This is a genomic window from Pseudoalteromonas sp. SW0106-04 (assembly GCF_001293805.1).
GTDB classification, from domain to species: domain Bacteria; phylum Pseudomonadota; class Gammaproteobacteria; order Enterobacterales; family Alteromonadaceae; genus Pseudoalteromonas; species Pseudoalteromonas ruthenica.
In genome coordinates this window covers 114185-139767 of sequence record NZ_BCAI01000007.1, presented here as the reverse complement: position 1 = coordinate 139767, position 25583 = coordinate 114185, and the positions used below count along the sequence as shown (strand labels likewise).

At 46.0% G+C, this 25583-nt stretch carries 28 protein-coding genes and 4 tRNA genes; 22 read left to right on the top strand and 10 right to left on the bottom strand.

The features are described 5' to 3' along the window. Positions 1 to 150 precede the first annotated feature (150 nt). The 3 genes from W04_RS09975 to W04_RS09965 are packed head-to-tail and all read left to right on the top strand — an operon-like array spanning position 151 to position 1995. The gene (locus W04_RS09975) at positions 151 to 948 is read left to right on the top strand and encodes a crotonase/enoyl-CoA hydratase family protein (RefSeq protein WP_053910715.1); all 798 of its coding nucleotides are present in this window, start codon (positions 151 to 153) and stop codon (positions 946 to 948) included. Beyond that, the gene (locus tag W04_RS09970; protein ID WP_022944117.1) at positions 920 to 1312 is read left to right on the top strand and encodes a CidA/LrgA family protein; all 393 of its coding nucleotides are present in this window, start codon (positions 920 to 922) and stop codon (positions 1310 to 1312) included. Before W04_RS09975 ends, W04_RS09970 begins: the two co-directional genes overlap by 29 nt. Next, positions 1309 to 1995 carry an LrgB family protein gene (locus W04_RS09965; protein WP_082342202.1) on the top strand — a complete coding sequence of 229 codons (687 nt, stop codon included), beginning with the start codon at positions 1309 to 1311 and terminating at the stop codon, positions 1993 to 1995. Before W04_RS09970 ends, W04_RS09965 begins: the two co-directional genes overlap by 4 nt. Here W04_RS09965 and W04_RS09960 read toward each other — a convergent pair. Beyond that, positions 1965 to 2654, bottom strand: a complete 690-nt coding sequence (locus W04_RS09960) for a glutathione S-transferase family protein (RefSeq protein ID WP_053910713.1) — start codon at positions 2652 to 2654, stop codon at positions 1965 to 1967. The two genes, W04_RS09965 and W04_RS09960, sit on opposite strands and share 31 nt — an antisense overlap. Before the next feature lie 88 nt (positions 2655 to 2742). Here W04_RS09960 and W04_RS09955 point away from each other — a divergent pair, with 88 nt between their 5' ends. The 10 genes from W04_RS09955 (at position 2743) to W04_RS09910 (ending at position 10479) form a co-directional block, all read left to right on the top strand. Then, positions 2743 to 3276: a TetR/AcrR family transcriptional regulator gene (locus W04_RS09955; RefSeq protein ID WP_045978544.1), complete on the top strand. Its 534-nt coding sequence runs from the start codon at positions 2743 to 2745 to the stop codon at positions 3274 to 3276. A 537-nt stretch (positions 3277 to 3813) separates the two neighbouring features. Then, entirely contained in the window at positions 3814 to 4158 is a 345-nt protein-coding gene (locus tag W04_RS09950; protein WP_231658106.1) for a hypothetical protein, read from the top strand. A 66-nt stretch (positions 4159 to 4224) separates the two neighbouring features. Next, positions 4225 to 4728 carry a DUF411 domain-containing protein gene (locus W04_RS09945; RefSeq protein ID WP_045978542.1) on the top strand — a complete coding sequence of 168 codons (504 nt, stop codon included), beginning with the start codon at positions 4225 to 4227 and terminating at the stop codon, positions 4726 to 4728. Beyond that, the gene (locus W04_RS09940) at positions 4718 to 6481 is read left to right on the top strand and encodes a copper resistance system multicopper oxidase (RefSeq protein ID WP_045978541.1); all 1764 of its coding nucleotides are present in this window, start codon (positions 4718 to 4720) and stop codon (positions 6479 to 6481) included. The genes W04_RS09945 and W04_RS09940 overlap by 11 nt, the downstream gene beginning before the upstream one ends. An 11-nt stretch (positions 6482 to 6492) precedes the next feature. Next, the gene (locus W04_RS09935; protein ID WP_045978540.1) at positions 6493 to 7236 is read left to right on the top strand and encodes a copper resistance protein B; all 744 of its coding nucleotides are present in this window, start codon (positions 6493 to 6495) and stop codon (positions 7234 to 7236) included. Between the two features lie 26 nt (positions 7237 to 7262). Beyond that, a complete protein-coding gene (locus W04_RS09930; RefSeq protein ID WP_053910755.1) occupies positions 7263 to 7613 on the top strand; it encodes a copper resistance CopC family protein in 351 nt (116 codons plus the stop codon). Next, positions 7613 to 8458, top strand: a complete 846-nt coding sequence (locus W04_RS09925) for a copper resistance D family protein (protein WP_053910711.1) — start codon at positions 7613 to 7615, stop codon at positions 8456 to 8458. Before W04_RS09930 ends, W04_RS09925 begins: the two co-directional genes overlap by 1 nt. A gap of 17 nt (positions 8459 to 8475) precedes the next feature. Further along, positions 8476 to 8910 carry a DUF4440 domain-containing protein gene (locus W04_RS09920; RefSeq protein ID WP_053910710.1) on the top strand — a complete coding sequence of 145 codons (435 nt, stop codon included), beginning with the start codon at positions 8476 to 8478 and terminating at the stop codon, positions 8908 to 8910. 21 nt (positions 8911 to 8931) lie between these two features. Continuing rightward, on the top strand, positions 8932 to 10236 hold the full coding sequence (locus tag W04_RS09915; protein WP_022944128.1) for an APC family permease: 1305 nt from the start codon (positions 8932 to 8934) through the stop codon (positions 10234 to 10236). A 42-nt stretch (positions 10237 to 10278) separates the two neighbouring features. Continuing rightward, entirely contained in the window at positions 10279 to 10479 is a 201-nt protein-coding gene (locus W04_RS09910) for a hypothetical protein (protein WP_022944129.1), read from the top strand. Between the two features lie 18 nt (positions 10480 to 10497). Here W04_RS09910 and W04_RS09905 read toward each other — a convergent pair. From W04_RS09905 to mutY, 6 genes are all read right to left on the bottom strand, one after another. Then, positions 10498 to 10573, bottom strand: a tRNA-Phe gene (locus W04_RS09905). Positions 10574 to 10621: 48 nt separating this feature from the next. Further along, positions 10622 to 10697, bottom strand: a tRNA-Phe gene (locus tag W04_RS09900). Between the two features lie 7 nt (positions 10698 to 10704). Beyond that, a tRNA-Thr gene (locus W04_RS09895) sits at positions 10705 to 10780 on the bottom strand. A 57-nt stretch (positions 10781 to 10837) separates the two neighbouring features. Then, positions 10838 to 10913, bottom strand: a tRNA-Phe gene (locus W04_RS09890). Positions 10914 to 11030: 117 nt separating this feature from the next. After that, positions 11031 to 11303 carry an oxidative damage protection protein gene (locus W04_RS09885; RefSeq protein ID WP_022944130.1) on the bottom strand — a complete coding sequence of 91 codons (273 nt, stop codon included), beginning with the start codon at positions 11301 to 11303 and terminating at the stop codon, positions 11031 to 11033. Between the two features lie 56 nt (positions 11304 to 11359). Next, positions 11360 to 12457 carry an A/G-specific adenine glycosylase gene (gene mutY / locus W04_RS09880; protein WP_053910709.1) on the bottom strand — a complete coding sequence of 366 codons (1098 nt, stop codon included), beginning with the start codon at positions 12455 to 12457 and terminating at the stop codon, positions 11360 to 11362. 109 nt (positions 12458 to 12566) lie between these two features. Here mutY and trmB point away from each other — a divergent pair, with 109 nt between their 5' ends. Together trmB and W04_RS09870 are read left to right on the top strand one after the other, a co-directional pair. Further along, positions 12567 to 13292: a tRNA (guanosine(46)-N7)-methyltransferase TrmB gene (gene trmB, locus W04_RS09875; RefSeq protein ID WP_022944132.1), complete on the top strand. Its 726-nt coding sequence runs from the start codon at positions 12567 to 12569 to the stop codon at positions 13290 to 13292. A gap of 1 nt (position 13293) precedes the next feature. Then, positions 13294 to 14340, top strand: a complete 1047-nt coding sequence (locus W04_RS09870) for a methyltransferase (RefSeq protein WP_053910708.1) — start codon at positions 13294 to 13296, stop codon at positions 14338 to 14340. Here the strand turns inward: W04_RS09870 and W04_RS09865 are convergent. Then, positions 14303 to 14797, bottom strand: coding sequence for a DUF3293 domain-containing protein (locus W04_RS09865; RefSeq protein WP_053910707.1), 495 nt, complete (start codon positions 14795 to 14797; stop codon positions 14303 to 14305). The two genes, W04_RS09870 and W04_RS09865, sit on opposite strands and share 38 nt — an antisense overlap. Positions 14798 to 14866: 69 nt before the next feature. Between W04_RS09865 and W04_RS09860 the strand changes: the two genes are divergently transcribed. From W04_RS09860 to arcA, 3 genes are all read left to right on the top strand, one after another. After that, positions 14867 to 16486, top strand: a complete 1620-nt coding sequence (locus tag W04_RS09860; RefSeq protein WP_053910706.1) for an ATP-binding protein — start codon at positions 14867 to 14869, stop codon at positions 16484 to 16486. Between the two features lies 1 nt (position 16487). Beyond that, entirely contained in the window at positions 16488 to 17000 is a 513-nt protein-coding gene (locus W04_RS09855) for a YfiR family protein (RefSeq protein WP_231658104.1), read from the top strand. A gap of 107 nt (positions 17001 to 17107) precedes the next feature. Then, positions 17108 to 17830: a two-component system response regulator ArcA gene (gene arcA / locus W04_RS09850; protein ID WP_022944137.1), complete on the top strand. Its 723-nt coding sequence runs from the start codon at positions 17108 to 17110 to the stop codon at positions 17828 to 17830. Here arcA and arcB read toward each other — a convergent pair whose 3' ends face one another. Further along, a complete protein-coding gene (gene arcB / locus W04_RS09845; RefSeq protein WP_053910705.1) occupies positions 17831 to 20161 on the bottom strand; it encodes an aerobic respiration two-component sensor histidine kinase ArcB in 2331 nt (776 codons plus the stop codon). A 42-nt stretch (positions 20162 to 20203) separates the two neighbouring features. Then, complete coding sequence (locus W04_RS09840; protein WP_157576380.1) at positions 20204 to 21994, bottom strand: hypothetical protein; 1791 nt, start codon at positions 21992 to 21994, stop codon at positions 20204 to 20206. Positions 21995 to 22231: 237 nt separating this feature from the next. On the opposite strand from W04_RS09840, the gene folE2 reads away from it, so the two are divergent. The 4 genes from folE2 (at position 22232) to W04_RS09820 (ending at position 25562) form a co-directional block, all read left to right on the top strand. Continuing rightward, positions 22232 to 23155 (top strand): GTP cyclohydrolase FolE2, encoded by a 924-nt coding sequence (folE2, locus tag W04_RS09835; RefSeq protein WP_053910703.1) that lies wholly within the window; start codon positions 22232 to 22234, stop codon positions 23153 to 23155. A gap of 68 nt (positions 23156 to 23223) precedes the next feature. Beyond that, on the top strand, positions 23224 to 23841 hold the full coding sequence (locus W04_RS09830) for a DUF2726 domain-containing protein (RefSeq protein ID WP_053910702.1): 618 nt from the start codon (positions 23224 to 23226) through the stop codon (positions 23839 to 23841). Positions 23842 to 23912: 71 nt separating this feature from the next. After that, positions 23913 to 24620 (top strand): 5'-methylthioadenosine/S-adenosylhomocysteine nucleosidase, encoded by a 708-nt coding sequence (gene mtnN, locus W04_RS09825; RefSeq protein WP_022944142.1) that lies wholly within the window; start codon positions 23913 to 23915, stop codon positions 24618 to 24620. After that, a complete protein-coding gene (locus W04_RS09820) occupies positions 24621 to 25562 on the top strand; it encodes a cobalamin biosynthesis protein (protein WP_053910701.1) in 942 nt (313 codons plus the stop codon). Positions 25563 to 25583 lie beyond the last annotated feature (21 nt).

The following is a 25583-nucleotide window of genomic DNA, read 5'->3' as shown; positions in this document are numbered from 1 at the left end:
ACTATTTTGTAACTCACTGTATTTAAGTTATACCGATATTTAAAAATGAGTACAGTGCATTGCGCAAGCAGAGTATATCAAGTGCTAATAACGGGAACATGACATCAATCAGATGTTGAGGTAAATTGATACTGGTCAGAGGAGATAATAATGATAACACTAACCACTGCTAAGCAAGTCGCCTATGTAACCTTGGCTAATGAAAGTAAACGTAATGCACTGAACTTTGAGATGTTCAAACAACTTGATGGGGTGATTAAACAAATCAAGAAGCAGCGTGATTTGCGAGCGGTGATACTTCAAGCACAAGGGCCGGATTTTTGCACTGGGCTAGACGTTAAAAGTGTGATCAGCAAACCCACCGATATCTGCAAATTGCTGTTTAAACCGCTGCCAGGTAACCAAAACCTCGCTCAACGTGTGGTGCTGGGGTGGCAGTCGTTAAGTATTCCCGTAATTGCTCTACTACAAGGGCGATGTTGGGGTGGCGGGATGCAAATAGCCTTAGGTGCTGATATTCGCATCGCCAGTGAGGATGCTAGCTTAGCAATCATGGAGTCACGCTGGGGGTTATGCCCCGATATGGGGGCAAGCTTAGTGCTTCCAGGAGTCCTCAGTGCCGACAACTACTTACAGCTTGCCATGTCTGCAGAGCCTGTTACCGCGCAACAGGCCCTCAATTTAGGCTTGGTATCTTATGTTGATAACAATTTGCAGCAACGAGCTGCACACATCATCGACACCTTTAGCGCGCGTTCACCGGATGCCATCAGTGCAATCAAACGGTTAACGCAGAGCGCTTACCGACAGCCCCATCGTAGACTATTGGCTAAGGAAACTTTCTCGCAAATTAAACTGCTGATATGTAAAAATACCCGTATTGCTATTAAAAATGCTTCGCGCAAGGATGATTCCTTCGATGAGTACCAACCGCGTCGGCGCTGGTAAAAAGATCATTAAACACAGCGCTAGATTCATGTTGAGTGCTGCTATAATTAGCGCTTTTCTATTCTCAGCCCATGCCCTCAGCGACTACTTCTCAGTGAGCTTCCCAGCACCACTCAGTGCCATGTTAGCGCTATTCTTAGCTTTGCAATTAGGCATTGTTAAACTGCACTGGCTTACTAGCAGTGCTCATCCTTTACTTAATTATATGCCGCTGTTTTTTGTGCCCGCAGCCGCTGCCATTATAGAGCATGTCGAATTGGTCGCCCGCTATTGGTTGCCACTGTTGTTGTGCTTAGTAATCGTCCCGCTGATTGGACTGTTTATCATCGGGACGATAATGCAACGTTTGGGTAAAGAGCAATGATGTATTTGGCTATCCCTATGACAGTGGCCTTATTTTTAGCGTTTCGAGCCCTGCACACCAAGGTACGCTCGCCACTATGTAACCCCGTCTTGCTCACTATTGCCGCCTCGGCATTTATCTTGTCGGCCTGGCACATCGACATCAACGAGTATCGCGCTCACACACAAATTTTCGATTACCTTTTGGAATTGGCCGTCGTTGCTTTAGCAGTGCCACTTTATAAGCAAATCCACCAGTTGAGGCGACAGCTTTTATTGATGTTTATCGCTGTGGCTGCCGGAATAATCACGGCCACCACCACCGCCGTTGTGATCACCTCTTTGCTTGGGGTACCCGAACAATTGCAGGCCTCCCTTGCTAGCCTTGCAGTCACTACCCCTATCACCTTACTTGTCACCGAGCAGTTAGGCGGACTTGGCAGCATTGCCGCATCCATGGTCATTCTCATTGGTATTGTTGGTGCTATTGTTGGCTTCAACACCCTTAAGCTGACTGGCATCAATCATAAGGGGGCTCAGGGCGTGGCCCTCGGCGGTGCTTGCCATGCCATTGGCACCGCCACCGCTATTGCCGATAATGAAACCAGCGCGGCCTACGCCTCAGCAGCCATGGCGTTAAGTGCATTGCTCTCGCCTATCATCGTGCCTATCTATTACCCTTGGCTTGCCAGCTTAGCGCTTTGACTATCTGAGGCATTGATACTGGCCGGTTGCAACACCTTCTTGGCTCCTGAATGCTTTCTTACGTTATTTAGGTACTGATGTAGTGGCGAATGCGGTGTTAGCAAAGCAAGCTCTCGAGGAAGTAAGCTTACATAATAAAGAGACGGCAATGCCATCATATCAACCAAAGACCAAGTTGAACCTGCTAGGAATTGATTTTCAGCTAACCAGGTCTCTACAATTTTTACTGCATCAAGTGCTGCACTTTTATTTTCCATCATCCACTGCACACGAACTTCCCCGCCCCTCCCCTTCGGTAAGGCTAACTCTAAGGCATAATCTCGAATCAAGGCGTTGTTAACATAATGACTTAATAAGCTCATACGTTCTAACTGATGGGCTCTGCCAATAGGGTCGAACTTCAAGAACTCCCCACTGGCATAACTGTCGTTTAGGTAATGTAAAATCGCTGTTGTCTCACAAAGATGCGTATCACCGTCTATTAAAATAGGAATTTTTGCCATCGGGTGTAGTTTGCGGTGATGCTTATCGTGCATCTCTATAGCTTTGTCAGCATGCGACATCGCTAGCGTGTAATTGACCCCTATTAGCTCACAAAAAAGCTGGACACTGCGGGTATAAGTACTAAAGGGTAAGCCAATAATATGTACTTTATTCACTGTTCGTATTCCTATTCTTGACACTGTTGCTTGAGCATAAAAAAAGCGACAATATGTTCAAGAACATATTTTAAATATAGGGAATATCATGGCTTGGCACCCTGAGCACAAGAAAAATTCTAAAAATAGAATCCTTACTAGTGCGGCTAATCTCTTTAGCCAGCATGGATACGATAAAGTGGCCATTGACGATGTTATGGGTGCAGCTCAACTCACCCGTGGAGCTTTTTACAGTCACTTTAAATCGAAATCAGAGTTGTATAGCAAAGCCCTCATTCATGCCGCAAAGTTAAGGGCTAACCAAGTCAATGATAGCTATGACGCTGAAGACATTCGCCAGTTTTACTTAGCAGATGAACACGTCAATGCTGAACATGCTGGGTGCCCATTAGCGTTTTTAGTGAGTGATATCAGCCACCGAGATGAGCAAGTCAGGGCAACTTACACTGCAGTGCTGAATAATATCCTCACTAAACTCGAAAATACTGGTCTGACGCGCACAGCCGCTATTCATCAAGCGCTTATGATGATCGCTACCGTCGCTGTCTCTCGTGCAATAACCGATGAGTCACTTAAAGAAGAGCTATTAACTGTTGGACGTCAAAGTCCTCAACACGAGTAAGATACATAGACTGTATAAGCGTGAGATTACGCCTTGCATTATGCTCCAAGCAATAAAAAACCCCGACCATTACTGATCAGGGTTTCTTAAATCGCGGTGCTTAGATGCGGCACCGCCTATGCCCGACAGCTTATTATTTTATAATTGATGAAAAACTAGAAACCTCTTTACAAATATTTTTAGCTCGCGTAAATGAGTAGAAAATAGCTATATAGAGGACCGTATTTTGTATAAGTGTAGTATCAAATACATTAGGGCTCCCAACCAGAGATAGAAAACTATATTTGTCACTTTGGCGAAAGAGACAAAGTAAATATGGATGATATTTGCAATAGGGAAGGCAACCAATAACTCAATGTACCAGAGTGCTCAACTCGTTAGTAGATGCGCCATGCGGAAACAATAGCGCCTGCAATCAGCATCAATAGAAAGCCCATACCGGAGAAAATTTCGTGACTCATCACTCTCTACCCCTTACTTGACACGCTCTAAAATGACGTTAAGCTGGCGTTATTAAATTGCAAAAACAGGGTGCTCGTGCGAGTTCTACTTTCGTTATTAATGGCAGTGCTACTAGTGCTGATGTCGTTTGCGCAAACGGCAGACGCTCACGTGTGCCATGATAACGGGCAAGTGCAGCACAGCACGATGCAAGAAGCGGACGCAAGAGATTGTGAGAATGGAGAGCAAGAGCACAACTCGTGCTGTGCTGATATGACCATTCGACATTGCTCCGGCAGTTCTGTTTTATTTGTTGGACAGTCTTCTGCGGTTAATGCCGCTGCAATTAACTTCTCTACTAAAGTCGATTCGCCCATTGACACCTCAATTCGTGCTAAACACGCGTCTAATTTATTCCGCCCCCCAATAATTATCGCTTAATAAGTTACTAGAAATTTAGCACACGCTCGGCGTGTTCCATTAATACTTATTAATTGGTGAATAATTATGTTTATCAAACGCAATAGCACTGTTTTAGCGATGCTGTTTTCGGTGTCTGTGCCTGCAACTGATTCACAAGAGCAGCAGCTAACCGTTCTAAAAGATCCCAACTGCGGTTGTTGTGAGCAATGGTTAAAAGCTTTACCGGATGGCTTTAGTGTGTCTGTACAACACCCGAATAACCTGACTCAACGAAAACGGGACTCCGGTATTAGTGCCGAGGTCCAATCCTGCCATACCGCTATTTCTAACAATGGCTATGTCTTTGAGGGACACGTTCCTCCTACATTAGTTGCTCATTATTTAGCTGGGAAAAAGTCAGATAATGGCATTGGCTTAACTGTTCCAGGCATGCCGCTAGGGTCTATCGGTATGGAGATGGGCACTCAATTTCAACCTTATACGGTCTACGAAATCAAAAGTGACGGTTCGATCACATCCTATCGGCAGATAGTCAGCCTAGAGCGGCAGAAAGCGCTTTCGAAGGAGGTAAAAAGTTATGAACAATGATTTTACTAAAGGACGTCGAAAGTTTGTTAAATCAGCATTCACTGTAGCGTCTGCTTTAGCAATCGCCAAAGTAGCGCCGACCTGGGCAGTCCCTCAAGGACGCAGTTTTAAGGATCAGATCCTGACAAACGATGAAATTGATCTGACCATTGCAAAATCTCCACTGCTCGTGGGAAATAAGGTAGGAACGCCGATAACCATCAATGGCCAAATGCCGGGTCCTTTGATCCGTTTAAAAGAGGGACAGAGAGCAAAGTTAAATGTGATTAACCGGTTGCTGGAAGACACATCGATTCACTGGCACGGCATTATATTGCCAGAGAATATGGATGGCGTGCCTGGCGTATCTTTCGAAGGGATAAAGCCAGGACGAACGTTCAAGTACCGCTACGATGTCGAGCAAAACGGAACTTATTGGTATCACAGCCATTCCGGTTTGCAGGAGCAATTGGGGCACCTGGGGCCGTTAGTGATTGAACCGAAAGACGGAGACATTGGTGCTGATCGAGAACATACCATTATTCTAAGTGATTGGACATTTGAAGACCCGGATACCGTGTTTCGTAACTTGAAAGTTGCGGAGGGGTACTATAACTATCAAAAACGTACGATATTTGAGACCTTCGAGGACGTGCGGCAACAAGGGTTAGAGAAAACTTGGAAGCAACGAGAAATGTGGGGGCAAATGCGAATGAGCCCTCGTGATATTGCGGATGTGACGGGCAGCACTTACACCTACCTGATGAATGGCCGCGATTCGCAGATGAACTGGTCAGCATTGTTTAAGCCTGGTGAAAAAGTACGCCTTCGTATCATTAACGGTTCGGCAATGAGTTTCTTCGACGTGAGAATCCCTGGGTTGGAGATGACGGTTGTGGCCGCTGACGGGCAGCCTGTGAAACCAGTGCCAGTTGACGAGTTCCGCATTGGTGTGGCGGAAACCTACGATGTAATTGTCCAGCCTAAGCAAAACAAGCCGTACACTATTTATGCTGAGAGCTTTGATCGAAGTGGTTATGTCAGAGGCACGTTAACGCCAGAACTGGGTCTTGAGGCTGAAGTGCCTGAACTACGGCAAGCTCCTGAGCGCGGCATGGCGGCTATGGGCATGGGAGCGATGGCAATGTCTGGTGATATGAAAGGCAATAGCATGAATATGAAGCATATGGGCGGCAATAACAGCCATATGACTCATAAAATGACACACAAAAGAGAACTCCCCGTCGAGAATATTAAAATCAAGCACCGTGAGTCCGGACATGGCGCCGGGGCGGCTATGATTGCTACAAACCCGGTAAGCCGTTTGCATGAACCCGGGATTGGATTGGAAGATGTTGAGCACAAAGTATTGTTGTATACCGACTTGATCGGCGCGCATGAATGGCCGGATACGCGAGAGCCCGAACGACAGATAGAGCTGCACTTAACGGGTAATATGGAGCGTTACATGTGGTCTTTCGACGGGAAGAAGTTTACCGAGGTGGATGGCCCAGTTCAGTTTCATCATGGAGAACGACTGAGGTTGGTGATGGTAAACGATACGATGATGGACCACCCCATACACTTACACGGCATGTGGATGGAGCTGGAAAACGGACAGTATCCCCGTCCCCGTAAGCACACAATTAGCCTCAAACCCAATGAAAAAGTGTCGTTATTGATAACGGCGGACGCGCCGGGCAGCTGGGCGTTCCACTGTCATCTGTTGTATCACATGAAAGCGGGCATGTTCCGTGTGGTCAATGTCGCATAAGGAGGACGATTATGTACGGTAAATCATTACTAATGGGCGTGGCCTTTTTGCCGGTGTTAGCTGTTGCGGAACATGCGGAAGAAGACTGGCCAGAACCCGTCAAGGAATATCACACCGGGCAAGTGCTGTTCGATCGGTTGGAGTTAACGCGAACTAACGAGGAGGAGAACCTTGCTGTCTGGGACATGATGGCTTGGTATGGCGGCGATTATCATCGGTTTGTCTTTAAAAGTGAAGGTGAAAATGTTCAAGATGACGGTGAGTCCACTGACTTGGAAAGTGCAGAACTGCTGTATGGATACTTGGTGTCTCCATTTTGGTCGTTTCAGGGCGGTATCGGTACGCGAGGCACATTATCGTCGGATGCATCTATGGAAAATTATGCTGTCGTGAGTTTTATGGGGTTGGCGCCCTATTGGTTTGAAATGGATAACTCGCTGATGATGAATGAAGAAGGTGATGTTCAATTTGTGAGTGAAACTGAATACGAATGGCAACTCACACAAACATCGTATTTGCAACCTCGTATTGAACTAACAGCCAACCTAACCGATTCAGACAAATATGAACGTCAAAGTGGCTTGAGCAACTTGCGCGTGGGGTTGCGCTATCGTCACGAAATCAATCGTGAACTTGCACCTTACATCGGTGTTTATTGGAACGGTGCGTTAGGGAATACGGCAGATGAAATGAAACGAATGGGTGAAGACACCACAGAAACAGGCGTGGTCCTTGGGGCCAGAGTTTGGTTTTAATTGATAATAAACAAAGAGGAAACAACGTGAAAAACATACTTAAATTAGCCTTCGGTACCGCGTTATTTTTTAGTGCATGGGCTAGCGCTCACGCCGATTTGACATCCAGTAGCCCGAAAGACGGTGCCACTTTATCGCAGCCACCCACAGAAATTACGATGAGTTTCTCCGGTGATGTTCGCCTGGCTAAAGTTATGCTGCATTCAGATGATGGCAAAATGCACCCGTTGGACTTTTCGATGAACATGACACCCAAAGTAGCATACGAAATAGCGGTTAAAAACAAACTAGCGCCGCGTGGTTACACAGTTTATTGGACGGCCATGGGTGGGGACAGTCATAAAATATCGGGTGATTTTAGCTTTGAGGTGAAGTGATGACCCTATGGAGTGTGGCCAGCGTTTTAACGCTGGCCTTTATATTCTGGCTTAATTCGGTGATAACGGCCTCTCCTTATATCGCCTATTTGTCTGGTTTAAAAAAGCTGTCTGAACAAAAGAATAGCGTTGTTGCGTTGCTTCTACTACTGGCGAGCCTTCTCTACTTCTTTCTGAAAGTTGGTAGTTTCACTGCTGAAGGCTTTGCCGGAATGGTTGACTCGACCTATATGCAATTTATATGGGCTGGCCCTGTTGGGTTGTTCATCCAACTTCAGGTAACCGTTGCTGTTGTCTGGATTATTTACTCTGTTGTTAAAGTAACAAGCATACAGTGGATACTTTATGTTGTGGCGGTTGGACTCATGGGATGGAGTTTTTTAAGTATCGGCCACGGTAGTGACGCGCTCTGGTGGGGAAAGTTAGCGCTTTTAACACATCTGTTAGTCGCCTGGGTCTGGTTTGGCAGTCTGAATTCACTGCGTAAGCTGGCAACCTCCGTATCGCTTGATAAAGCGAAATTGATTATGGAGCGTTTTGGCGGGCACATGTCTGCAGCGGTTTTAATACTCTTGATTGCTGGTGTAGTTATGTATCGAAGCGCAACCGGACAATGGTTACCAGAGCTGCCATTAACTTCATACGACACAGTATTGCTGGCGAAGCTTGTGTTTGTGGCGTTGATTTTTCTTGTCGCTGCACTGCATAAGTTAAAGTTGGTACCCCAGTTAAATAATGAGTCGGCTGCGAAGCGACTTAAACAGTCGATAACGGTAGAAATGGTATTGGCTGTCACTATTTTTATCCTGGCCTCTGCGCTAAGCAGCGCGTTTTCTCCTGGTTAATGTAAGGAATAAGAAGAATGAAATTACTTGTGAGTGTTTTTATGATTTCGGTAATGTTTGTTTCAGCGCCCAGTAGCGCCGAAAAACTACCTGAGCCGACCGCTGTGCTTGACGCATTTCGAACTGCTTTGACTGAAGGTGACATGGAGGTTTTTAAAGACGTGCTTTCCGATGATGTGCTTATCTTTGAAGGTGGTGGCGTTGAACGGTCCCTGGCTGAATATAGTGCCCATCATCTAAAGTCAGATATCAAATTTAGCCAGGAGGTTCCTTCAAAACTGATTGAAAGAACAAGATATGAAGTGGATAGCCTTGCTGTGATCACGTCTCGATATAGCATTTCCGGGGCGTACAACGGGCAGGAGATTGATTTAACGATGAATGAAACTGTAACCGTTTCACATACACCGGAGTCTGGCTGGAAAATTATCCGGATTCACTGGTCCAACTAACGTCAACCACAGGAGCTGATTATGGCGGAACATAAACACGGACATCAAGATTATCAGAAAGGAAGCTTGAGTCTTTGGGGGGCGGTGTCTTTAGGGACTGGTGTCATGATTGGCGCTGGTATTTTTGCACTGACAGGACAAGTTGCTCAGCTGGCAAAAGAATGGTTTGTACTGGCATTTGTGTGCGGCGGTGTTATCGCCGGGTTCAGCGCCTATTCATATGTAAAATTAGCCAAAGCTTACCCATCAGCGGGAGGCATTGCGATGTTCCTCAGTAAAGCTTATGGAAAGGGAAGTGTGACAGCGATATTTGCACTGTTAATGTACTTTTCTATGGTCATTAATGAAAGCTTAGTTGCTCGTACATTTGCGTCCTATACAAGCCAATTAATTTCTTTTGAAGCGCAGTGGCTTGTCCCGTCGCTGGCGGTTGGCTTGCTGCTCTTCGCATTTTTTATCAATATTCTGAGTAATCAGTTTATTCAAACGTTCTCGTTTTTTATGGCCTTTGTGAAGGCTTTAGGGCTGGTTGTTTTAGCGGCTGGTGGTTTATGGGCATCTGGCATTCAATTTGAATCGATATCTGCTATTCCAAAAGAAGCTTCGGGCGGCGGTATTCTAGCAGGGATTGCTTTGAGCATACTCGCGTACAAAGGGTTTACAACTATAACTAATAGTGGTGGTGAAATCATTGAGCCAAAGAAGAATGTTGGACGTGCCATTATTATTTCGTTGATTATCTGCGCCTTAATATACCTATTAGTCACCCTGGCCGTTGGCTCGAGCCTTTCCATAGATGAGATTGTGAAAGCAAAAGACTACGCACTTGCTGAAGCCGCAAGACCAATCTATGGCGAGACAGGGCTTTGGATTACGGTTGGATTTGCGATTGTAGCCACAGTTTCCGGCGTGATCGCCAGCGCGTTTGCCGTCTCAAGAATGTTGGCAATGTTGACCAATATGAAACTTGTGCCACACAGCCATTTTGGCATGCCTGGTTCAATTCAGAAACATACACTGGTTTACACCATTGTTATGGCTATGATCTTAGCTGCTTTTTTCGATTTGAGTCGAATCGCTTCGATTGGCGCTATTTTTTATATCGTTATGGACATTGCGATCCATTGGGGTGTATTGCGACACCTTAGAGAAAAAGTAAATGCCAATATTTATATACTTGCCTGTGCTATAACGCTGGATATTGTAGTATTAGCCGCCTTTATATGGACAAAGTGGAACAGCGACCCATTAGTTATTTGGATCTCTGTTATCGGCATGGCGATAATCTCGGCTGGTGAGATTTTGTTTTTACGCAAAAAGCGTTAAAACAGTCACTCCGCCCAAGCATTTAATTCATAAAGAATAAAAATGAAATTACCTACAACGTTTGAAAAGATGGTGGTGCTTAGATGCGGACAAAATTGTCTGGAGCAATTTTGGGCAATGGCAATTGCCCGCAAAGCGGTGAAATACATGGATGTATTTTACCATCGAACCACCCGAGCTAATAAGCGTGAGATTACGCCTTGCATTATGCTACAGGCAATAAAAAACCCTGACCATTACTGATCAGGGTTTCTTAAATCGTGGTGCCCAGAGGCGGAATCGAACCACCGACACGAGGATTTTCAATCCTCTGCTCTACCGACTGAGCTATCTGGGCAAAAGTTTTTTCATAAAAATGGCGCCCATTGAGCGCCACCTTTAATAATGGTGCCCAGAGGCGGAATCGAACCACCGACACGAGGATTTTCAATCCTCTGCTCTACCGACTGAGCTATCTGGGCAAATGAATGGTGCCTGCTGCCGGAGTCGAACTGGCGACCTACTGATTACAAGTCAGTTGCTCTACCAACTGAGCTAAGCAGGCACACAAAACTGTGTGCAAAAGCACGTGCTTCTGAATTGTCAAAAACACCTTTAATAATGGTGCCCAGAGGCGGAATCGAACCACCGACACGAGGATTTTCAATCCTCTGCTCTACCGACTGAGCTATCTGGGCGTGCGGCGTATTAAACGGTTTTTAGGGTATCAAGTCAACCATTTTTTAAAATAAACAAACCGTTTGCACAGTTTTCATGCAAACCGAGATTTATTGGCGAAAATCCCGGCTAAGTTGCTACTTTTCAGGTGGTCTGTAACCTTCAATTTCTACATCTTTACCTTCAAACAAAAAGCCAACCATTTGCTCTTCTAAATAGGTACGATGCTCCGGATCCATCATATTTAGATGCTTTTCGTTAATTAACATGGTCTGCTTCTTTTGCCACTCATCCCATGCTTGTTGAGAAATATTGTTGAAGATCTTCTCGCCTACTTCACCAGGGTAAAGTTGAAAAGCAAGTCCCGGAGCTTCTTTTTGCAGCTTCTGACAAAATACCGTACGTGCCATGTTTATCCTCATTTACGATTATCTAATACATATTGCTCTGTAGTGTAACCTAATGCTTAAACACTCGCACCTGCAAGGTGCTGCTTTAGCTGTTTCAATAATTTCTTTGTCGGTGCTGCTAGCCCCACCTCAGGTTGCTGCGCTAGTGAATAAGTTAGTACTGCGCGCTCTGCAAGCTGTTGTATGGGTTTGTGCAAATGCACAACAACAGGCTCTATAGTTAACTGAAAGTGTGAAAATACATGAGTAAATGGCTCTAACCTATGTTCTTTACCGCTAATACCATTGATTGCCATAAACTCTTTAACCCCATCCTGGCTCGCAAACTCGATAAAACAATGTAGCCCTCCCCAAATGCCTTGATCGGGGCGTTTTTCCATGTAGGTGTGCCCTTCATAAACGGGAATAAACATTACGCAATGCTTCTTCGGCACTTGCTTTTTGGGTTTTGAATGTGGGAACTCGTTTACTTTGTCATTGATTCGCGCCTGGCACTTATCATTGAGTGGGCAGGGCTGACAGTCATACTTACTACGTGAGCACAGGCTTGCTCCCAAGTCCATCATCGCCTGATTAAACTGAGTGACACCGTGCTTTGGTGTTAATTGTTCGCTTAGATGCCAAAGTTGGTTTTCCACTTTTTTGACACCATACCAGCCCTCAATCATAAAAAACCGCGCTAATACCCGCTTTACATTGCCATCGAGAATCGGGTGATGCTCGCCACGCGATAGGCTTAAGATAGCCCCCGCAGTAGAGCGCCCTATCCCGGGCAGGGCCATTACTTCTTCCAAGGTATGCGGAAACTGACCCTGATACTGCTCACAGATCAACTGTGCGGTTTTATGTAGATTACGTGCTCGAGCGTAATACCCTAAACCTGTCCAATAATGGAGAACCTCATCTTGCGGCGCTTCAGCCAACACCTCAATAGTCTCAAAACGCGCCATAAAGCGGTTAAAGTAAGGGATCACCGTAGCAACTTGCGTTTGCTGCAGCATAATCTCTGATACCCAAACTTTATAGGGTGTTTTTTCTAGCTGCCAAGGCAGCGTCTTGCGACCATGTTTGTCGTACCAATCGAGTACTTGAGTGGCAAACCAATCACGCGTGCTTTTACTTATTTCCACTACTTTTATAACGCCCCTGTACATATTTGCGCTCAGTCTATAATTGTGCAGGTAAATATCAATACCCTTTACTTGTACTTCCTCTTACAACTGGGGATAATACGCACCCATTTTTACAGAGACAGCCAAGACCATGAGTGAATCTACGCAACAAGCATTGGAGCAAGCACAGCGCGAAGGAAAGTATATCCGTAAAGTACGCAGCTTCGTAAAACGCGAAGGCCGACTGACCAAAGGTCAAGCAGCGGCACTAGAGAAATGCTGGCCGACAATGGGGCTTGAGCATCAAAATGGCTTGCTTGATTTCAGCCAAGTGTTTGGCAATGACAACGATGTTGTTCTTGAGATCGGTTTTGGTATGGGTAAATCGCTTGTAGAAATGGCTAAAAACGCACCAGAGCAAAACTTTATCGGCATCGAAGTTCACCGCCCTGGAGTAGGTGCTTGCCTGATGGACGCTGATGCCGAAGGCGTTACCAATTTGCGCGTTTTTGAACACGATGCGGTGGAAGTGTTAGCGGACTGTATCAGCGATGAAAGCCTAGCTAAAGTGCAATTGTTCTTCCCCGATCCATGGCATAAAAAACGTCACCACAAACGTCGCATTGTGCAACCTGAATTTGTCGAAAACCTACGCAGCAAACTAAAAATTGGCGGGGTCTTTCATATGGCAACAGATTGGCAAAACTATGCTGAGCACATGCTCGAAGTCATGCAAGGCAATAGCCATTTCAGCAACCAATCAAGCACGAATGACTATGTACCACGCCCAGATTTTCGCCCACTCACTAAGTTTGAGCAACGTGGCCATCGCCTTGGCCATGGTGTTTGGGATTTAATGTTTGAGCGCGTGAAATAATATGGTACTGAGCAACCCGTCGCAGATACTACTACGAAGCCCTGAGCTATTAGTCGCGCAAACCATTTTAGTGGTCAATTTTAACTGTGATGGGTTTGCAAGCGAACTGCGTGAGCTGAACCCAACAGCTGATATTCATTTATTCTCATATAACCAAGCGAATGGCGACTTTGCACAACGCCAAGCCCAGCAACATCAGGCCCACACTCTGGTGTCTCATGAGCTTCCTAAACACCGCTTCGACTTGGTAATTTACTATTATCCTAAGGCCAAAGCCGAAGCTTTAATGACCTTAGATAATATTCGTGCTTGTATTAATGATGATGCGCAGTTACTGGTGGTGGGAGAGAAAAAAGGCGGCGTAAAATCCATTGATAAACAGCTTAAAGGCCTCGCTCATGGCCATAAGGTTGACTCTGCCAAACATTGTCAATTATACCAATACAGCGATATCACCCCGCTGCCCGAGTTCGATATCAGCCGCTACGAAAAGCGCTTTTGTCTTACTCGCAGCATAGCTGGTGAACAAGTGAGCTGTGATATAGTCAGCCTACCGGGTGTATTCAACCATGGTCAACTGGATGATGGTACGGCGTTGTTACTGGATAACTTACCTGATTTAACTAACACCCAATCCTTACTTGATTTTGGTTGCGGCGCCGGAGTTATTATCAGCTTTTGCTTGAAGCGCTTTGCCCACATTAAAGGCAGTGCCTTGGATGTAAACGCCTTAGCCGCATATGCCAGTGAGCAAACCCTGCGCGCCAATGACCTGCACGGCAATATTGTGCTCAGCGATGGCCTAACCAACATCAACGAACGCTTTGACATCATCGTCAGTAACCCGCCCTTTCATACCGGGCTAAAGACCGATTATGATATCACCGCTCGCTTTTTTGCCAGCGCGAAAGCACACCTGAATAAAGGCGGTGCGCTTACTCTAGTCGCTAATAGCTTCTTAGCCTACCCAGAGCAACTACAGCAGCAATTTAACACTCACCAAACAATTGCTAAAACGAAGCGTTTTGCGGTGTATCAAAACCAATAGCATAATTACGCCGTGGCAGTTGTCTTAGATGGCTTACACGGCGCTGCCAATCCCCGTTGACCGATGTTTCTTGAGCATTATAGAAATACAAATATAGTCGCCCACCTTTTATTAGGTAGATAGCATTTTGACTAAATTCCTTCATTAGCTTCTTGCCATAACTGCGAGGTGCTCGCACTAAGGCGCTGCGCTCGCGATAGCTCATCTCTTGGTTACCACCAAAGCCCCAGAGCGCATCAAAGCCTGCGAGCCGTTTAGCCAAGCGCTGCGTATGTAAGCGATTTTGTCTTTGCCCAAGGCGCAGCCCCTGTGGGTTCCAAGCGGTTATAATAAACCCAGACGCGATATAGCTAGGTTTTTGAGCAAACCAGAAGTAAGGATTTTCATAGGCCGCCAAGGTGTCCTTATCTATGCTGACAAAAGTGCTTTTATTTCTGCATTTTTCTGATTTTAACATTCGACTATTCAATGATTTGCTAAACTAGTTTAATGTTGTAACACAGCTATTAGTGAACCGCGCACACTCATGAGTATTCAAGGCTCAACAACTAGTATAAGAAAGGCATTGATCTACGCGGTCATGTCTGTTGCGTCATTGTCGCTCATTTTGTCTATTACTATTTCTACTTACATTGACATTCAAGAGCAGCGAGAACAGCTGGAAGAGCGCGTAGAAACCTTTGCTGAGCTCACCGCTTTTAACGCTCAAGTGACGGTTCTTTTTGACGACAGCAAAACCGAAGAGCAGCGCCTACAAGCCTTTCAGGCTGTAGAGGCAATAAAAAACATTCATATTTATCGTATAGATGAATTCAATGACGAAGTTGAGTTTTTTGCCAGTTATAACGCTCCCCGCACGCCACCAGTGCCAGTAAAAACCAAACGTCTCGAGAGTATCGGTAAGGGAGAAGTCGAAGATGGCCATTTAGAAATCATTAAAGCCATCACCAACCAAGACAACACCATAGGTTATGTGTATGTTCGAGCCAGTTTAGAGAGTATTGAGAATTACCTGCACCGCAAAATAATTATCGATATTATGTTGAGCGTAGCGGTGCTGGTTGTTGCCTATGTTATAGCGCGTATTTTTCAGCGCCATATCGGTAATCCTATTGATACATTGAGCCAGTTACTGCAAGACGTTGCCAAAAACCGTAACTACACCGTTCGCGCCCCGAGCAGTAATATAGCAGAACTCAATCAGCTGGCGCTAAGTGTCAACACCATGCTGCGGCGCACAGAAAAGCAAATCGAGCGTAATGAGACAGATAAAAAAGAAATAGAAGCTCTAAACCAGAGCCTTGAGGAAAAAGTGAACCTGCGCACCGATGCCCTGCGCGACGCTAACCAAGAGCTACTCAGTACGCTAGAGCGGATGCACCAATATCAGAATCAAATTGTTGAGAATGAAAAGATGGCGTCACTGGGGCAAATGGTTGCGGGTGTCGCTCACGAGGTCAATACCCCTTTGGGATTGGGGATAACTTCCTCAACATTAATGCGTGACAAGCTCGGTGATATTCGCCATTCATTTGAAGAAAAAACACTCACCTCGCAACAACTAGGGCGCTTCCTAATAGATGGTGAAGAAAATCTGTCGTTGATTTATCGCAACCTTAACCGCGCAGCCGAGCTTATCGCCAGCTTTAAAAAAGTCGCTGTGACCCAAGATAGTGAGAGCATCACCGACGTTAATCTAAGCGCGCTCATTGGCGAAGTCATGATTAGTATGCGTGCTGACCTTGATGACATTAGCCCGCAGATAAACGTGCACTGCCCCGAAGATTTACATATCCAATCAAAGTCTGGGCCTATCCAACAGATATTACAGCAGCTTATCAGTAACTCTCTTATCCATGCCTTCAAAGATCACCCTGATCCACGTATAGATATTGATGTACAAATCGACTCCGGACAGCTACAGATTGACTACCGAGACAATGGTAGCGGCATCAGCGAAACATTAAAGCCCAGAGTTTTTGATCCTTTTGTGACCACGAAGCGAGGCTCTGGCGGCAGTGGTTTAGGCTTACACCTAGTCTACAACCTCGTAACTCAAGCACTTGGCGGCAAGGTGCTGCTTGCTCCTGAGCATAAACAAGGCAGTCACTTCATAGTTCAGATCCCATTAAGTGGGGTGCAGTAGTATGCGTGTAGTCTGTTTAGTCGCCTTGATGTGCAGCCTATCTGCGCAAGCAGGAACGCCCGATCAAGTGCGCTCAGCGCTGCTTTTTCAAATAGCCAAGTTTATCGACTTTACTCATGTTCAGTCTGATTCGGTGCGTTATTGTTTTACTAACTTAAGTAAAGGGCCTGGTGCATTTCTTGCGCAACAACAGAACTTATTGATACGTGGACAACCAATTGCCATAACCGAACTCAGCAAAAGTTCACAAAATGATGAACTTTCTCGGCAATGTGACATCACATACTTTGATGGAAAAATAGAGAATGATATACTGTCGCCTTGGATCAAAACTCGGCCTTTAACAACATTCACCGTTGGCAGTAATTTCGAGTTCCTTGAGCAAGGCGGTGTGGCTGCCTTAATTCAGGAAGGTAAGAAGATTCGACTGTATATCAACAGGGAGCAGCTCGAGCAAGTAAGCTTTAAAGTACAAGCCAGGCTGATGACAGTATCTAAGTTTTATCCAAATTGATTTTACTTGTTAACATTTAGATATACTCCTATAATCGCAAGTATTCGCGGAATTCTCGTTTTTCCGGTTTTTCTGTAAATAAAATATTCCGAAAAGGTTAATTAACAATGCAAACGCCAGTCATTCTGATCGTAGAGGATGAAGACGTAACCCGCCTGAACCTCGTTAGCTTATTTGAAGCGGAAGGCTACACTGTAGTTGAAGCCATTGATGGTGATGATATGCATGATAAGCTCACCACCAATGATGAAATTAACCTGGTTGTTATGGATATCAACTTACCAGGTAAAAATGGCTTGATCCTCGCCCGTGAATTGCGTCAAAAACGCAATGTTGGTTTGATTTTCTTGACCGGCCGTGACAACGATGTCGATCGTATTTTAGGTCTTGAAATTGGTGCGGACGATTACATCACTAAGCCATTTAACCCACGCGAATTAACTATTCGTGCCCGCAACCTTATTTCTCGCACAGCAGCCAGCAAAGATGACCCTGCACTTGAGTCTGATGGTGTGCTTAACTTTAACGGTTGGGAATTAGACGAAAACAGCCGTTGTTTAACGTCTCCTGCGGGTGAATCTAAGCGCTTACCTAAAGGTGAGTATCGTGCATTACGTCTAATGTTAGACTCACCAGGTCGTATCTTTAGCCGCGAGCAGCTGATTAAACATATGACTGGCCGTGAGCTTCGTGCTAACGACCGTACTGTTGATGTGACTATTCGTCGTATCCGTAAACACTTTGAAAGCGACGCCAGCACGCCTGAGCTGATCAGCACCATCCATGGTGAAGGTTATCGCTTTATCGGAAAAATCGATAGCAACTCGTAATTACTGAGCTAACTGAGATAAGAATGACTGAAGGGCCTTGAGCCCTTCTTTTATTTGCCCATCTAACTGCGTTAACCATTGCTGGCGCTGTTCTTGTTCAACCTGCTGACAATTATTCTCCATTTCCTTGGCCTGCAACTGCACCGCTTTGAGCCCCACTGAGCCTGCGGCTCCTTTCAATTTGTGGGCGACTGATTTGTATTCATCCACATCACTGACAAGGCTATCTTGCATTTGTTGCTGATATCCTGGCGCCAACTTTGCAAACAAGTCAACGCTGCGGGCAAAGGCTTTCGCCCCCATAGAGTCCAAGAACTCAGAGATAATCTCTCTATCTAGGTGCATCTCATCCACATCGAGTGCTTGCGGCGGGGCAGCACCAACTAGTTGTTTGGCTGCTGCCTGCTGTGCACAGTCTTTTCCAATACCAAAGAGCGTCGCTAACATCTTATCAAGTTTATTGGTATTAATCGGCTTGGCGAGTGAGCCTTGCACTTTAATGCCCCGTAGCTCTTCCTCAGCACTGCGCACGTTTGCGGTTAACACCACAATAGGTAGATTATCGAAGTGCTCATCGGCGCGGATTTCACGAGCCACCACGTCACCATTAATATCTGGCAATTGCATATCGAGTAACACTAAATCGAGATCATCCTCTGTTTGCACAAAAGACAGCGCATCCTCACCGGTTTCAGCCCAAATGACCTCGTGCCCCCGTTGCTCAAGTAAGTTGGTAGCAATTTCGGCATTCAAAGGAACATCCTCGACCAGAAGAATATTTAGGCTGGCACAATCATATGTTTCCAATTGCGGAGCTTGCGTCAGCTTAAGAGGAATATGTACTTTAAAGCTACTTCCTTCTCCTGCCATAGAGCTGACTTGAATATCCCCACCCATTGCTTTAACTAAGGCTTTAGTAACCGCAAGGCCAATCCCCGAACCTATGGCATTGGCGCCGCTGGCATCCGGCGCTTTGTAATACATATCGAAAATATGCCGTAGTTGCTCTTGTGGAATACCTATTCCTGTATCTGTAACACTTAACTCAAGCCACACTTGTTTACCGGTGTCGTGGCGACGACAGCCCAAGGTCACCCCGCCGTGTTTGGTGAATTTCACCGCGTTGTTGATGAGGTTCCAGAGCACTTGACGCAAACGCGTTGGGTCTATTTCGGCGTAAACGTCCAAGTCGCCGTCACGGGATACATCGAAAGACAGTGACTTTTGCTCGGCAATGAGAGAGCCAAAATTCACCACGTCATTTATAAAATCTGTGACACCGACCGGTTCGGTGACAATATCAAGTTGCTCTCTGTCAATCTTGTCTAAATCGATAATGTCGTTAAAGATGTTGCCTAAGGTTTCAGCGCTTGAGAAGACCGTATTGCACCAACTGCGTTGTTGTTTCGTTAGTTCAGTATCAAGCAGCATACGAGTGAGACCAACAATGCCATTCAAAGGAGTGCGCAACTCATGAGACAAAGTAGCAATGAATTTACCTTTGTCTTTGTAAGCAGTCTCGAGCGCTTGTTCGGCTTCCTTACGGCTTGTGATATCACGGCCGAAAGCAAGTAGACCAATATATTCGCCGTCGTCATTAATAAAGGGGAGCTTGCGCATTTCAAACCAATGGGGTTCTCCATCCACAGGATACTGAACGTCTAACGTTATGGGCTCATGCGTCGTTTCTACTTGATGGTCGGTGCGTAACACCTCAGGTAGCAACTGCGGTGGGTAAATATCTTCGGCAGTTTTGCCAATTAAGTCGCCTGAACTGCGGTTCATCACCTTTTCAAACATTTTGTTGCAGCCAGCAAACACCCCCTGTTGATCGCGGTAATAGAATAAGTCAGGGGACGAGTCGACAATTGAGCGCAATAGCATGCCTTGTTGGGCTAGCTCTAGCTGCGTTTTCTTGCGCTCCGCTATCTCACGACGTAACTCTTCAATGGCCCGATGCTTAGCGTTGAGCGCCATTTTACGCTCATCAATCTCAGTGTTGAGCAGACGAATATTATCTTTCAGTGACTGGTTTAATAGCTTTTCTTGCTTAGTGGCGGTTTCCAAAAACTTTTGCGAGTCTTGCAGCTGTGCCACTGATTGCAACACCACCATAATCACCACAGGCGCGCTAATGGCCGTGAAGAATACCACTGCGAGTACATCCAGTAGGGTCACTTCACCGGTGGCAACGTAATAATACATTGAGCCAAGGATCTGGGCCGCGACGATAAACACACCATAAACAATAGCGGCTGCGTACCAGATCCCAAATCGGGCAAGGAGATTAGTTAATACACGAACCCAAGGGCTCAGGGAAGAGTCAAACATAAAAACAGGGGTTTTGCTACAAACCCCTTTATTGTAATCAACTTAGAGTGCCTTTGGCAGTATCTGCGTTGAGATTCTTGCAAACGAGCATACGCCGATGCGTTTGCCGCCTTTTGCGAGCACGCCTTTTCGCATGTTCGTGGCGCCACTGGCTTTTAAGGTTAACTCAAAGCGCTGTGAATCAATATCCGTGCTACCACTGGCAGTTGCAGCCCCAGTGTTGCACTGCATTTGTCCGAGCTTATGGTAATTAGAGCGGCTAAATGGTGTGGACGAATTCACTAATGGTCCGGCGGTTGTGGTATTGATGGCTTGCTTCCATGGCGCTAATTCAACGTTAATCATGTCATTTCGGAGCATGATTTTGTCTTCATGAGTCAAGAAGTAACTATCAAAAGGGCCAAACTGCATTGCTGTAGCCATAGAGTCATTGCTTTGGCGCAAGTCACCAAGCCATAGTCCACCCTCGCCAAATACTTGCATCTGCACGTACTCGCCGTCATCACTTTCACTGCTGATGCGGGCATAACTATCACTATCGAGACCAAAAATTAAATTACTGCTGTTATCAAAACCGGTTTTAATTAGGCGCGGCTGATTACCATACTTGGCTACTTTAGTATCCAAGGTGCCCCAGTTGAACAAACCAAGCACACCCGATTGCATGTAACTTAGTTCACGGCTGTTAACCACTGAGATACAGTCCACTCCCAAGCGACAGGCTTCAAAACCATTGCTGTAAACCGTGGGTCGCCCAGTCAACACCTGCACGCCATCACCAGAGAGTACAGTGGCATTGTTTTTACCACCGACCAAGGCATGTACCGCATCACCCTGCGCGGCGACCATTAATTGCCCTTTTGCCACCATATCTTGTATTTTTGTTAGCAACTCACTGGGCTGGTTAGCATTTTTATAAAACGCATGATATAGCAAGAGCGGGCTTGAATCGGCTATAAACACCGCATCAGATTTGCGCAAAAGGTTATATAGCTTCTCTGGGTCGCGACACAGTTTTTGCTGTTTTTGATAAAGATCAGGGTATAGCACATCACGGCGGAAGCTCGCTAACTTCGACACCTGATAATCAGCCAAGCTATCACACAACTTGGTATCTTGAGCACTCATTACCGTTTGCATAGCCCCATCGATAGCAAGCCAATGCGCTTCAAAGCCTAGCTGCTCAAATAAGGACTGATAATAATCAACATCGCGATAGGGGTCGCGACTGCCACCGGTGATAAAAGCAACACGAGGTTTGCGTTTGGCATCAGCAATCTTTTGCGCATCACTAAGCAGCTGCGCAAACGCCTCTTTGGTTACCCAATTACGCGTGCCCTGAACATCAACTTCGCCTTGGCGACGACGCTTACCATTGGCTTGCTTTTGCTCGAGTAAATCAAAAAAGTTACGCTGTTCGAAATCAAATAAATTAAACCAAAATTCACGTGCTGATATGTCGCTGCCAGTAAGGGTGAAATCACTGCGGCGTAGGTAACGTTCGAATTCACGTTGACCGAATGCTTCATCGTTAAAGTGCTTTTTCGCCGCATTTAATAATTCGACTGCTTGGGCGCGAATATCAGGCTGCTCGGTCCAGGCCATATCGGCAATACGGCCCAGGCCTTCTTCTGTAATTTGATAAATTGGCTGTTGTTTATAAGTATCCTTACTTAAGCTTTCGCGGGATTCAGAATTACAATATCTCAGCCTTTCGCTGGAGCACACCTGCAGGTCGTCAGCAAACAACATCAGCTGAGGCTTGGCGAACGCAGCAACACTACAGCTACTTAACATCGCCACAGTGGCGGCTTTTTTTAGAATTGATTTCATCGGACTGGTCATTATTGTTATTTTGCAAGTTATGGGTGTAAATGGCGCGTCTTAACAGCAACACACAATGTTAACAATTACTGGACAATAAAGGAAGCATGTTGTCACCACTTAGCTGCCAGCATTGCTTTACATATCCCTTCTTTGGCAATTTATCCTGCAACTTTGGGCCGCTCCACATTTGCGCATTTTCAGGTAGAATGTCGCCTTTTCGTTGCTTCAATAATGAGGAAGGCTATGCCACATCCAATGCCAGATATCGCCAACACCAGCGCGTCTTCAGTACATCATACGCTTGATTGGGTGGGTATGAGCGCCATAGAAATACCTTTAAAAATTGCGACTAAGGGCCTGGCAGCAACCGTTATTAATGCCAAAGCACAAGCCTTTGTGAACTTAATTGACACGCACGCCAAGGGCATTCACATGTCGCGCCTATTTTTGGCACTGGACCAACTTTCTAATGAGCCCAGCGTGACTCCTGCGCAACTCAAAACAACCCTTGATGCGTTTATCAGCTCCCATGACGATATTAGCGATAGAGCGCGACTCAGCCTCAGTTTTGAGCTTCCATTGCGTCGCAGCGCGTTACTAAGCGATAACAGTGGCTGGAAATTCTATCCCATCACCTTAGACATGCAGTTAAATCAAGGACAGCTGCGTGTTGAAGCCGGTGTTGAAGTAACCTACTCGTCTACTTGCCCTTGTTCAGCCGCCCTTGCAAGGCAATTGATTCAAGAAAACTTTAAACGCGATTTTGACGCCGAGAACCTGAACTTTGAACAAGTGCTAAAGTGGCTGGGCACAACAGAGGGGATCAGCGCCACCCCCCATTCTCAACGCTCCGTCGCACAAACCAAGGTGTTATTGGATGCGCAACTTGGCGAATTTGACTTCGTCGCCATCATCGATGAAATTGAGCAAACACTAAAAACCCCCGTGCAAACCGCCGTGAAACGAGAAGACGAGCAAGAGTTTGCACGATTAAATGGCGCCAATTTGATGTTTTGCGAAGATGCCGCTCGTAAGGTGAAAGCAGCGTTAGATGAGCGGGCAGATGTGCTCGATTTTTGGGTTCGCATTAACCACTATGAATCACTTCACGCCCATGACGCCGTTGCTATCACCACTAAAGGCTTACCCCAGGGCTATCAACCCTAACCAATTCAATTTTAGGCACGCTTATTGCTTTAATGTAAGCGTGTCAAAAATTCGTTTTGGAGTAAAAAATGGAATTCGCGCTTTTATCTATATTGGTGCTGGTTGTTGTTGCTTCCGTGGTGGCTTCCAAGTTCACTGATAATAACGAAAACCCTTACCCTTTCGTTCGTAAAAAAGAGATCTATACGCAGGTTGAGAGCGCCTTTCTATCGCTTCTAGAGCGAGCGGTTGGCGATAACTACCGGATCGTCAGCCGAGTCAAATTAGCAGATGTCATTGATTGCAAGGCCGGACTTTCTAGCAAATCGCGGCGTATTGCCATGACTAAAACTAAGAATAAGCAACTCGACTACGTACTGTTAGATAAACAGAAAATGACCATCGTCGCCGCTGTGGATCTGGTTAATAATGCCAATAAAGACGGCCACAAGGCACAGCGCGATTGGTTTGTTAGCGGTGCCCTAGAAACCGCCGGTATTCCTCATATTCGTATGAAAGTAAAAAGCGGCTACCGTGTTGAAGACGTACGCAACGCCATTTTATTTAAAATCGGCAAACCAGAAACAGCAACAAAACGTAAACCGACGCGCACGCCAACGCGCCCAGCAGTGCTCTCGCCTTCGCAAGCCAAAGTGCAGACTAGCGGCTCAGCTATCGCTACATCAACCCAACTTGCAGAGATCTAATTAAGCCAATGCCATATTAAAACAGCCTTTGATATACTAAGGGCTGTTTTTGCTAATTAATCAGAGATGCTATGAAAGTAGGTATTATTGGCGCCATGGAGCCAGAAATCGCGATTTTGCGTGAACGTATGAGCGACGTAGAAACTCACCAACACGGTGGTTTTACTTTTTACCATGGGCAACTCAATACTCAGACCGTGACTTTAGTGCAATCAGGGATAGGTAAAGTCGCTGCCACCGTTGCAACCACCTTATTGATCGACCACTTTCACCCTGATTGCGTTATCAATACAGGTTCAGCAGGCGGTTTTGACCAGCGTTTAGAAGTGGGTGATGTAGCTATTGCCAGCGAACTTCGCCACCATGACGTCGATGTTACCGCATTTGGTTATGAGTATGGTCAAGTACCACAAATGCCAGCGGCTTATGAGTCTCACCCGCAATTGATACAAGTGGCCGAGCAATCAATTTCACAGCTGCAACAGTGTCAATCGTTGGTTGGCTTAGTGTGTACAGGTGATTCATTTATGTGTGATCCTGAACGCATTGATGCAACACGCAAACAATTTCCAGCGATGCTTGCTGTGGAAATGGAAGGCGCCGCAATCGCTCAAGCCTGCCACTTACTTGATACGGCCTTTGTGGTTATCCGCTCACTGTCTGATATCGCCGGCAAAGAGTCGCCGCATTCATTCGAGGAATACTTAGAAGTCGCATCAAAGAATTCATCGGCTATGGTGATGGCGATGCTAACAAAACTTGATGGTGTCACCCTATAGATGCTGGTTGAAGCGCTAAGTGCTCAGCTTAGTCTGCTGTTATTACTTGCAGCCATTGCTTGCGAGCGTTGGCTGCCGCTCTCTCCTTGGTATCACCCTTTTACCCTAGCGCGCCTAGGCTTCAACAATTTAGTTAAACGCACTTTCAATCCACAAGATAGTGTTGGCTACCACCTGCTGATAGCCATACTGTCACTGGCTCTGTGTGTGTTGTTGCCGCTGACATTAATCGCGTTGTTCTCCCATTTAGTTTACTACCCAGAGGCATTATCTGCGCTCTTGCTCTACCTGAGTTTAGACTCCCACACAATCCGCAGCAAAAGCACGCGTATTGCTTTGGCATTAAAGCAGCAACGTAAATCACTCGCTCGGGCACTACTAGCAACTATTGTGGTACGTGATTGTGAGCGTTTGAATAGTCAGGGGGTCGCCAAAGCTTGCATTGAGAGTATGGTGCTGCGCATGCTTCATACCTACTTCGCACCACTAATACTGTATTGTTTATTTGGCGGCGTGGCTGCCCTCGCCTACAGTTTAACGTGGACTCTGCACACGGCCATGCGCAAGCATGCTTTACCATCGAGTCCTTATCTCTACGCCAGTAAATGGTTACTAACTCTTTGCTCTCTAGCGGCCTTAGTAATGTACTTGCTACCGCTGGCGATGATGACCCAACAGCATAAACTATGGCGTTACTTACGGATATATGGCCGGCACTTTTATCACCGCGTTAGCGGGTTCACTCTCAGTGTTTTCAGTGCATTATTGCAAGTACAGCTTGGCGGGCCAGCCTTTTATCAAGGCCACCGTTTTGAGCGCATGCGCATTGGAGTGGATCATTTGCCTGATGACAAAACAATCACAGCAACATTGAAATATATTGACGGTGTTAACATGCTTTGGCTGGCGGTTATAGCACTTAGCCACATAGCGTGGGCGTAAAAAAAGCCGCTTTAAGCGGCT

What these genes read in the sequence shown, in the direction of transcription:
- W04_RS09975 (WP_053910715.1), top strand. Translation starts at nt 151, where the DNA reads ATGATAACACTAACCACTGCTAAGCAAGTCGCCTATGTAACCTTGGCT.
- W04_RS09970 (WP_022944117.1), top strand. Translation starts at nt 920, where the DNA reads ATGAGTACCAACCGCGTCGGCGCTGGTAAAAAGATCATTAAACACAGC.
- W04_RS09965 (WP_082342202.1), top strand. Translation starts at nt 1,309, where the DNA reads ATGATGTATTTGGCTATCCCTATGACAGTGGCCTTATTTTTAGCGTTT.
- W04_RS09955 (WP_045978544.1), top strand. Translation starts at nt 2,743, where the DNA reads ATGGCTTGGCACCCTGAGCACAAGAAAAATTCTAAAAATAGAATCCTT.
- W04_RS09945 (WP_045978542.1), top strand. Translation starts at nt 4,225, where the DNA reads ATGTTTATCAAACGCAATAGCACTGTTTTAGCGATGCTGTTTTCGGTG.
- W04_RS09940 (WP_045978541.1), top strand. Translation starts at nt 4,718, where the DNA reads ATGAACAATGATTTTACTAAAGGACGTCGAAAGTTTGTTAAATCAGCA.
- W04_RS09935 (WP_045978540.1), top strand. Translation starts at nt 6,493, where the DNA reads ATGTACGGTAAATCATTACTAATGGGCGTGGCCTTTTTGCCGGTGTTA.
- W04_RS09925 (WP_053910711.1), top strand. Translation starts at nt 7,613, where the DNA reads ATGACCCTATGGAGTGTGGCCAGCGTTTTAACGCTGGCCTTTATATTC.
- W04_RS09920 (WP_053910710.1), top strand. Translation starts at nt 8,476, where the DNA reads ATGAAATTACTTGTGAGTGTTTTTATGATTTCGGTAATGTTTGTTTCA.
- W04_RS09915 (WP_022944128.1), top strand. Translation starts at nt 8,932, where the DNA reads ATGGCGGAACATAAACACGGACATCAAGATTATCAGAAAGGAAGCTTG.
- W04_RS09910 (WP_022944129.1), top strand. Translation starts at nt 10,279, where the DNA reads ATGAAATTACCTACAACGTTTGAAAAGATGGTGGTGCTTAGATGCGGA.
- W04_RS09885 (WP_022944130.1), bottom strand. Translation starts at nt 11,303, where the DNA reads ATGGCACGTACGGTATTTTGTCAGAAGCTGCAAAAAGAAGCTCCGGGA.
- mutY (WP_053910709.1), bottom strand. Translation starts at nt 12,457, where the DNA reads ATGTACAGGGGCGTTATAAAAGTAGTGGAAATAAGTAAAAGCACGCGT.
- trmB (WP_022944132.1), top strand. Translation starts at nt 12,567, where the DNA reads ATGAGTGAATCTACGCAACAAGCATTGGAGCAAGCACAGCGCGAAGGA.
- W04_RS09870 (WP_053910708.1), top strand. Translation starts at nt 13,294, where the DNA reads ATGGTACTGAGCAACCCGTCGCAGATACTACTACGAAGCCCTGAGCTA.
- W04_RS09865 (WP_053910707.1), bottom strand. Translation starts at nt 14,797, where the DNA reads ATGTTAAAATCAGAAAAATGCAGAAATAAAAGCACTTTTGTCAGCATA.
- W04_RS09860 (WP_053910706.1), top strand. Translation starts at nt 14,867, where the DNA reads ATGAGTATTCAAGGCTCAACAACTAGTATAAGAAAGGCATTGATCTAC.
- W04_RS09855 (WP_231658104.1), top strand. Translation starts at nt 16,488, where the DNA reads ATGCGTGTAGTCTGTTTAGTCGCCTTGATGTGCAGCCTATCTGCGCAA.
- arcA (WP_022944137.1), top strand. Translation starts at nt 17,108, where the DNA reads ATGCAAACGCCAGTCATTCTGATCGTAGAGGATGAAGACGTAACCCGC.
- arcB (WP_053910705.1), bottom strand. Translation starts at nt 20,161, where the DNA reads ATGTTTGACTCTTCCCTGAGCCCTTGGGTTCGTGTATTAACTAATCTC.
- W04_RS09840 (WP_157576380.1), bottom strand. Translation starts at nt 21,994, where the DNA reads ATGAAATCAATTCTAAAAAAAGCCGCCACTGTGGCGATGTTAAGTAGC.
- folE2 (WP_053910703.1), top strand. Translation starts at nt 22,232, where the DNA reads ATGCCACATCCAATGCCAGATATCGCCAACACCAGCGCGTCTTCAGTA.
- W04_RS09830 (WP_053910702.1), top strand. Translation starts at nt 23,224, where the DNA reads ATGGAATTCGCGCTTTTATCTATATTGGTGCTGGTTGTTGTTGCTTCC.
- mtnN (WP_022944142.1), top strand. Translation starts at nt 23,913, where the DNA reads ATGAAAGTAGGTATTATTGGCGCCATGGAGCCAGAAATCGCGATTTTG.
- W04_RS09820 (WP_053910701.1), top strand. Translation starts at nt 24,621, where the DNA reads ATGCTGGTTGAAGCGCTAAGTGCTCAGCTTAGTCTGCTGTTATTACTT.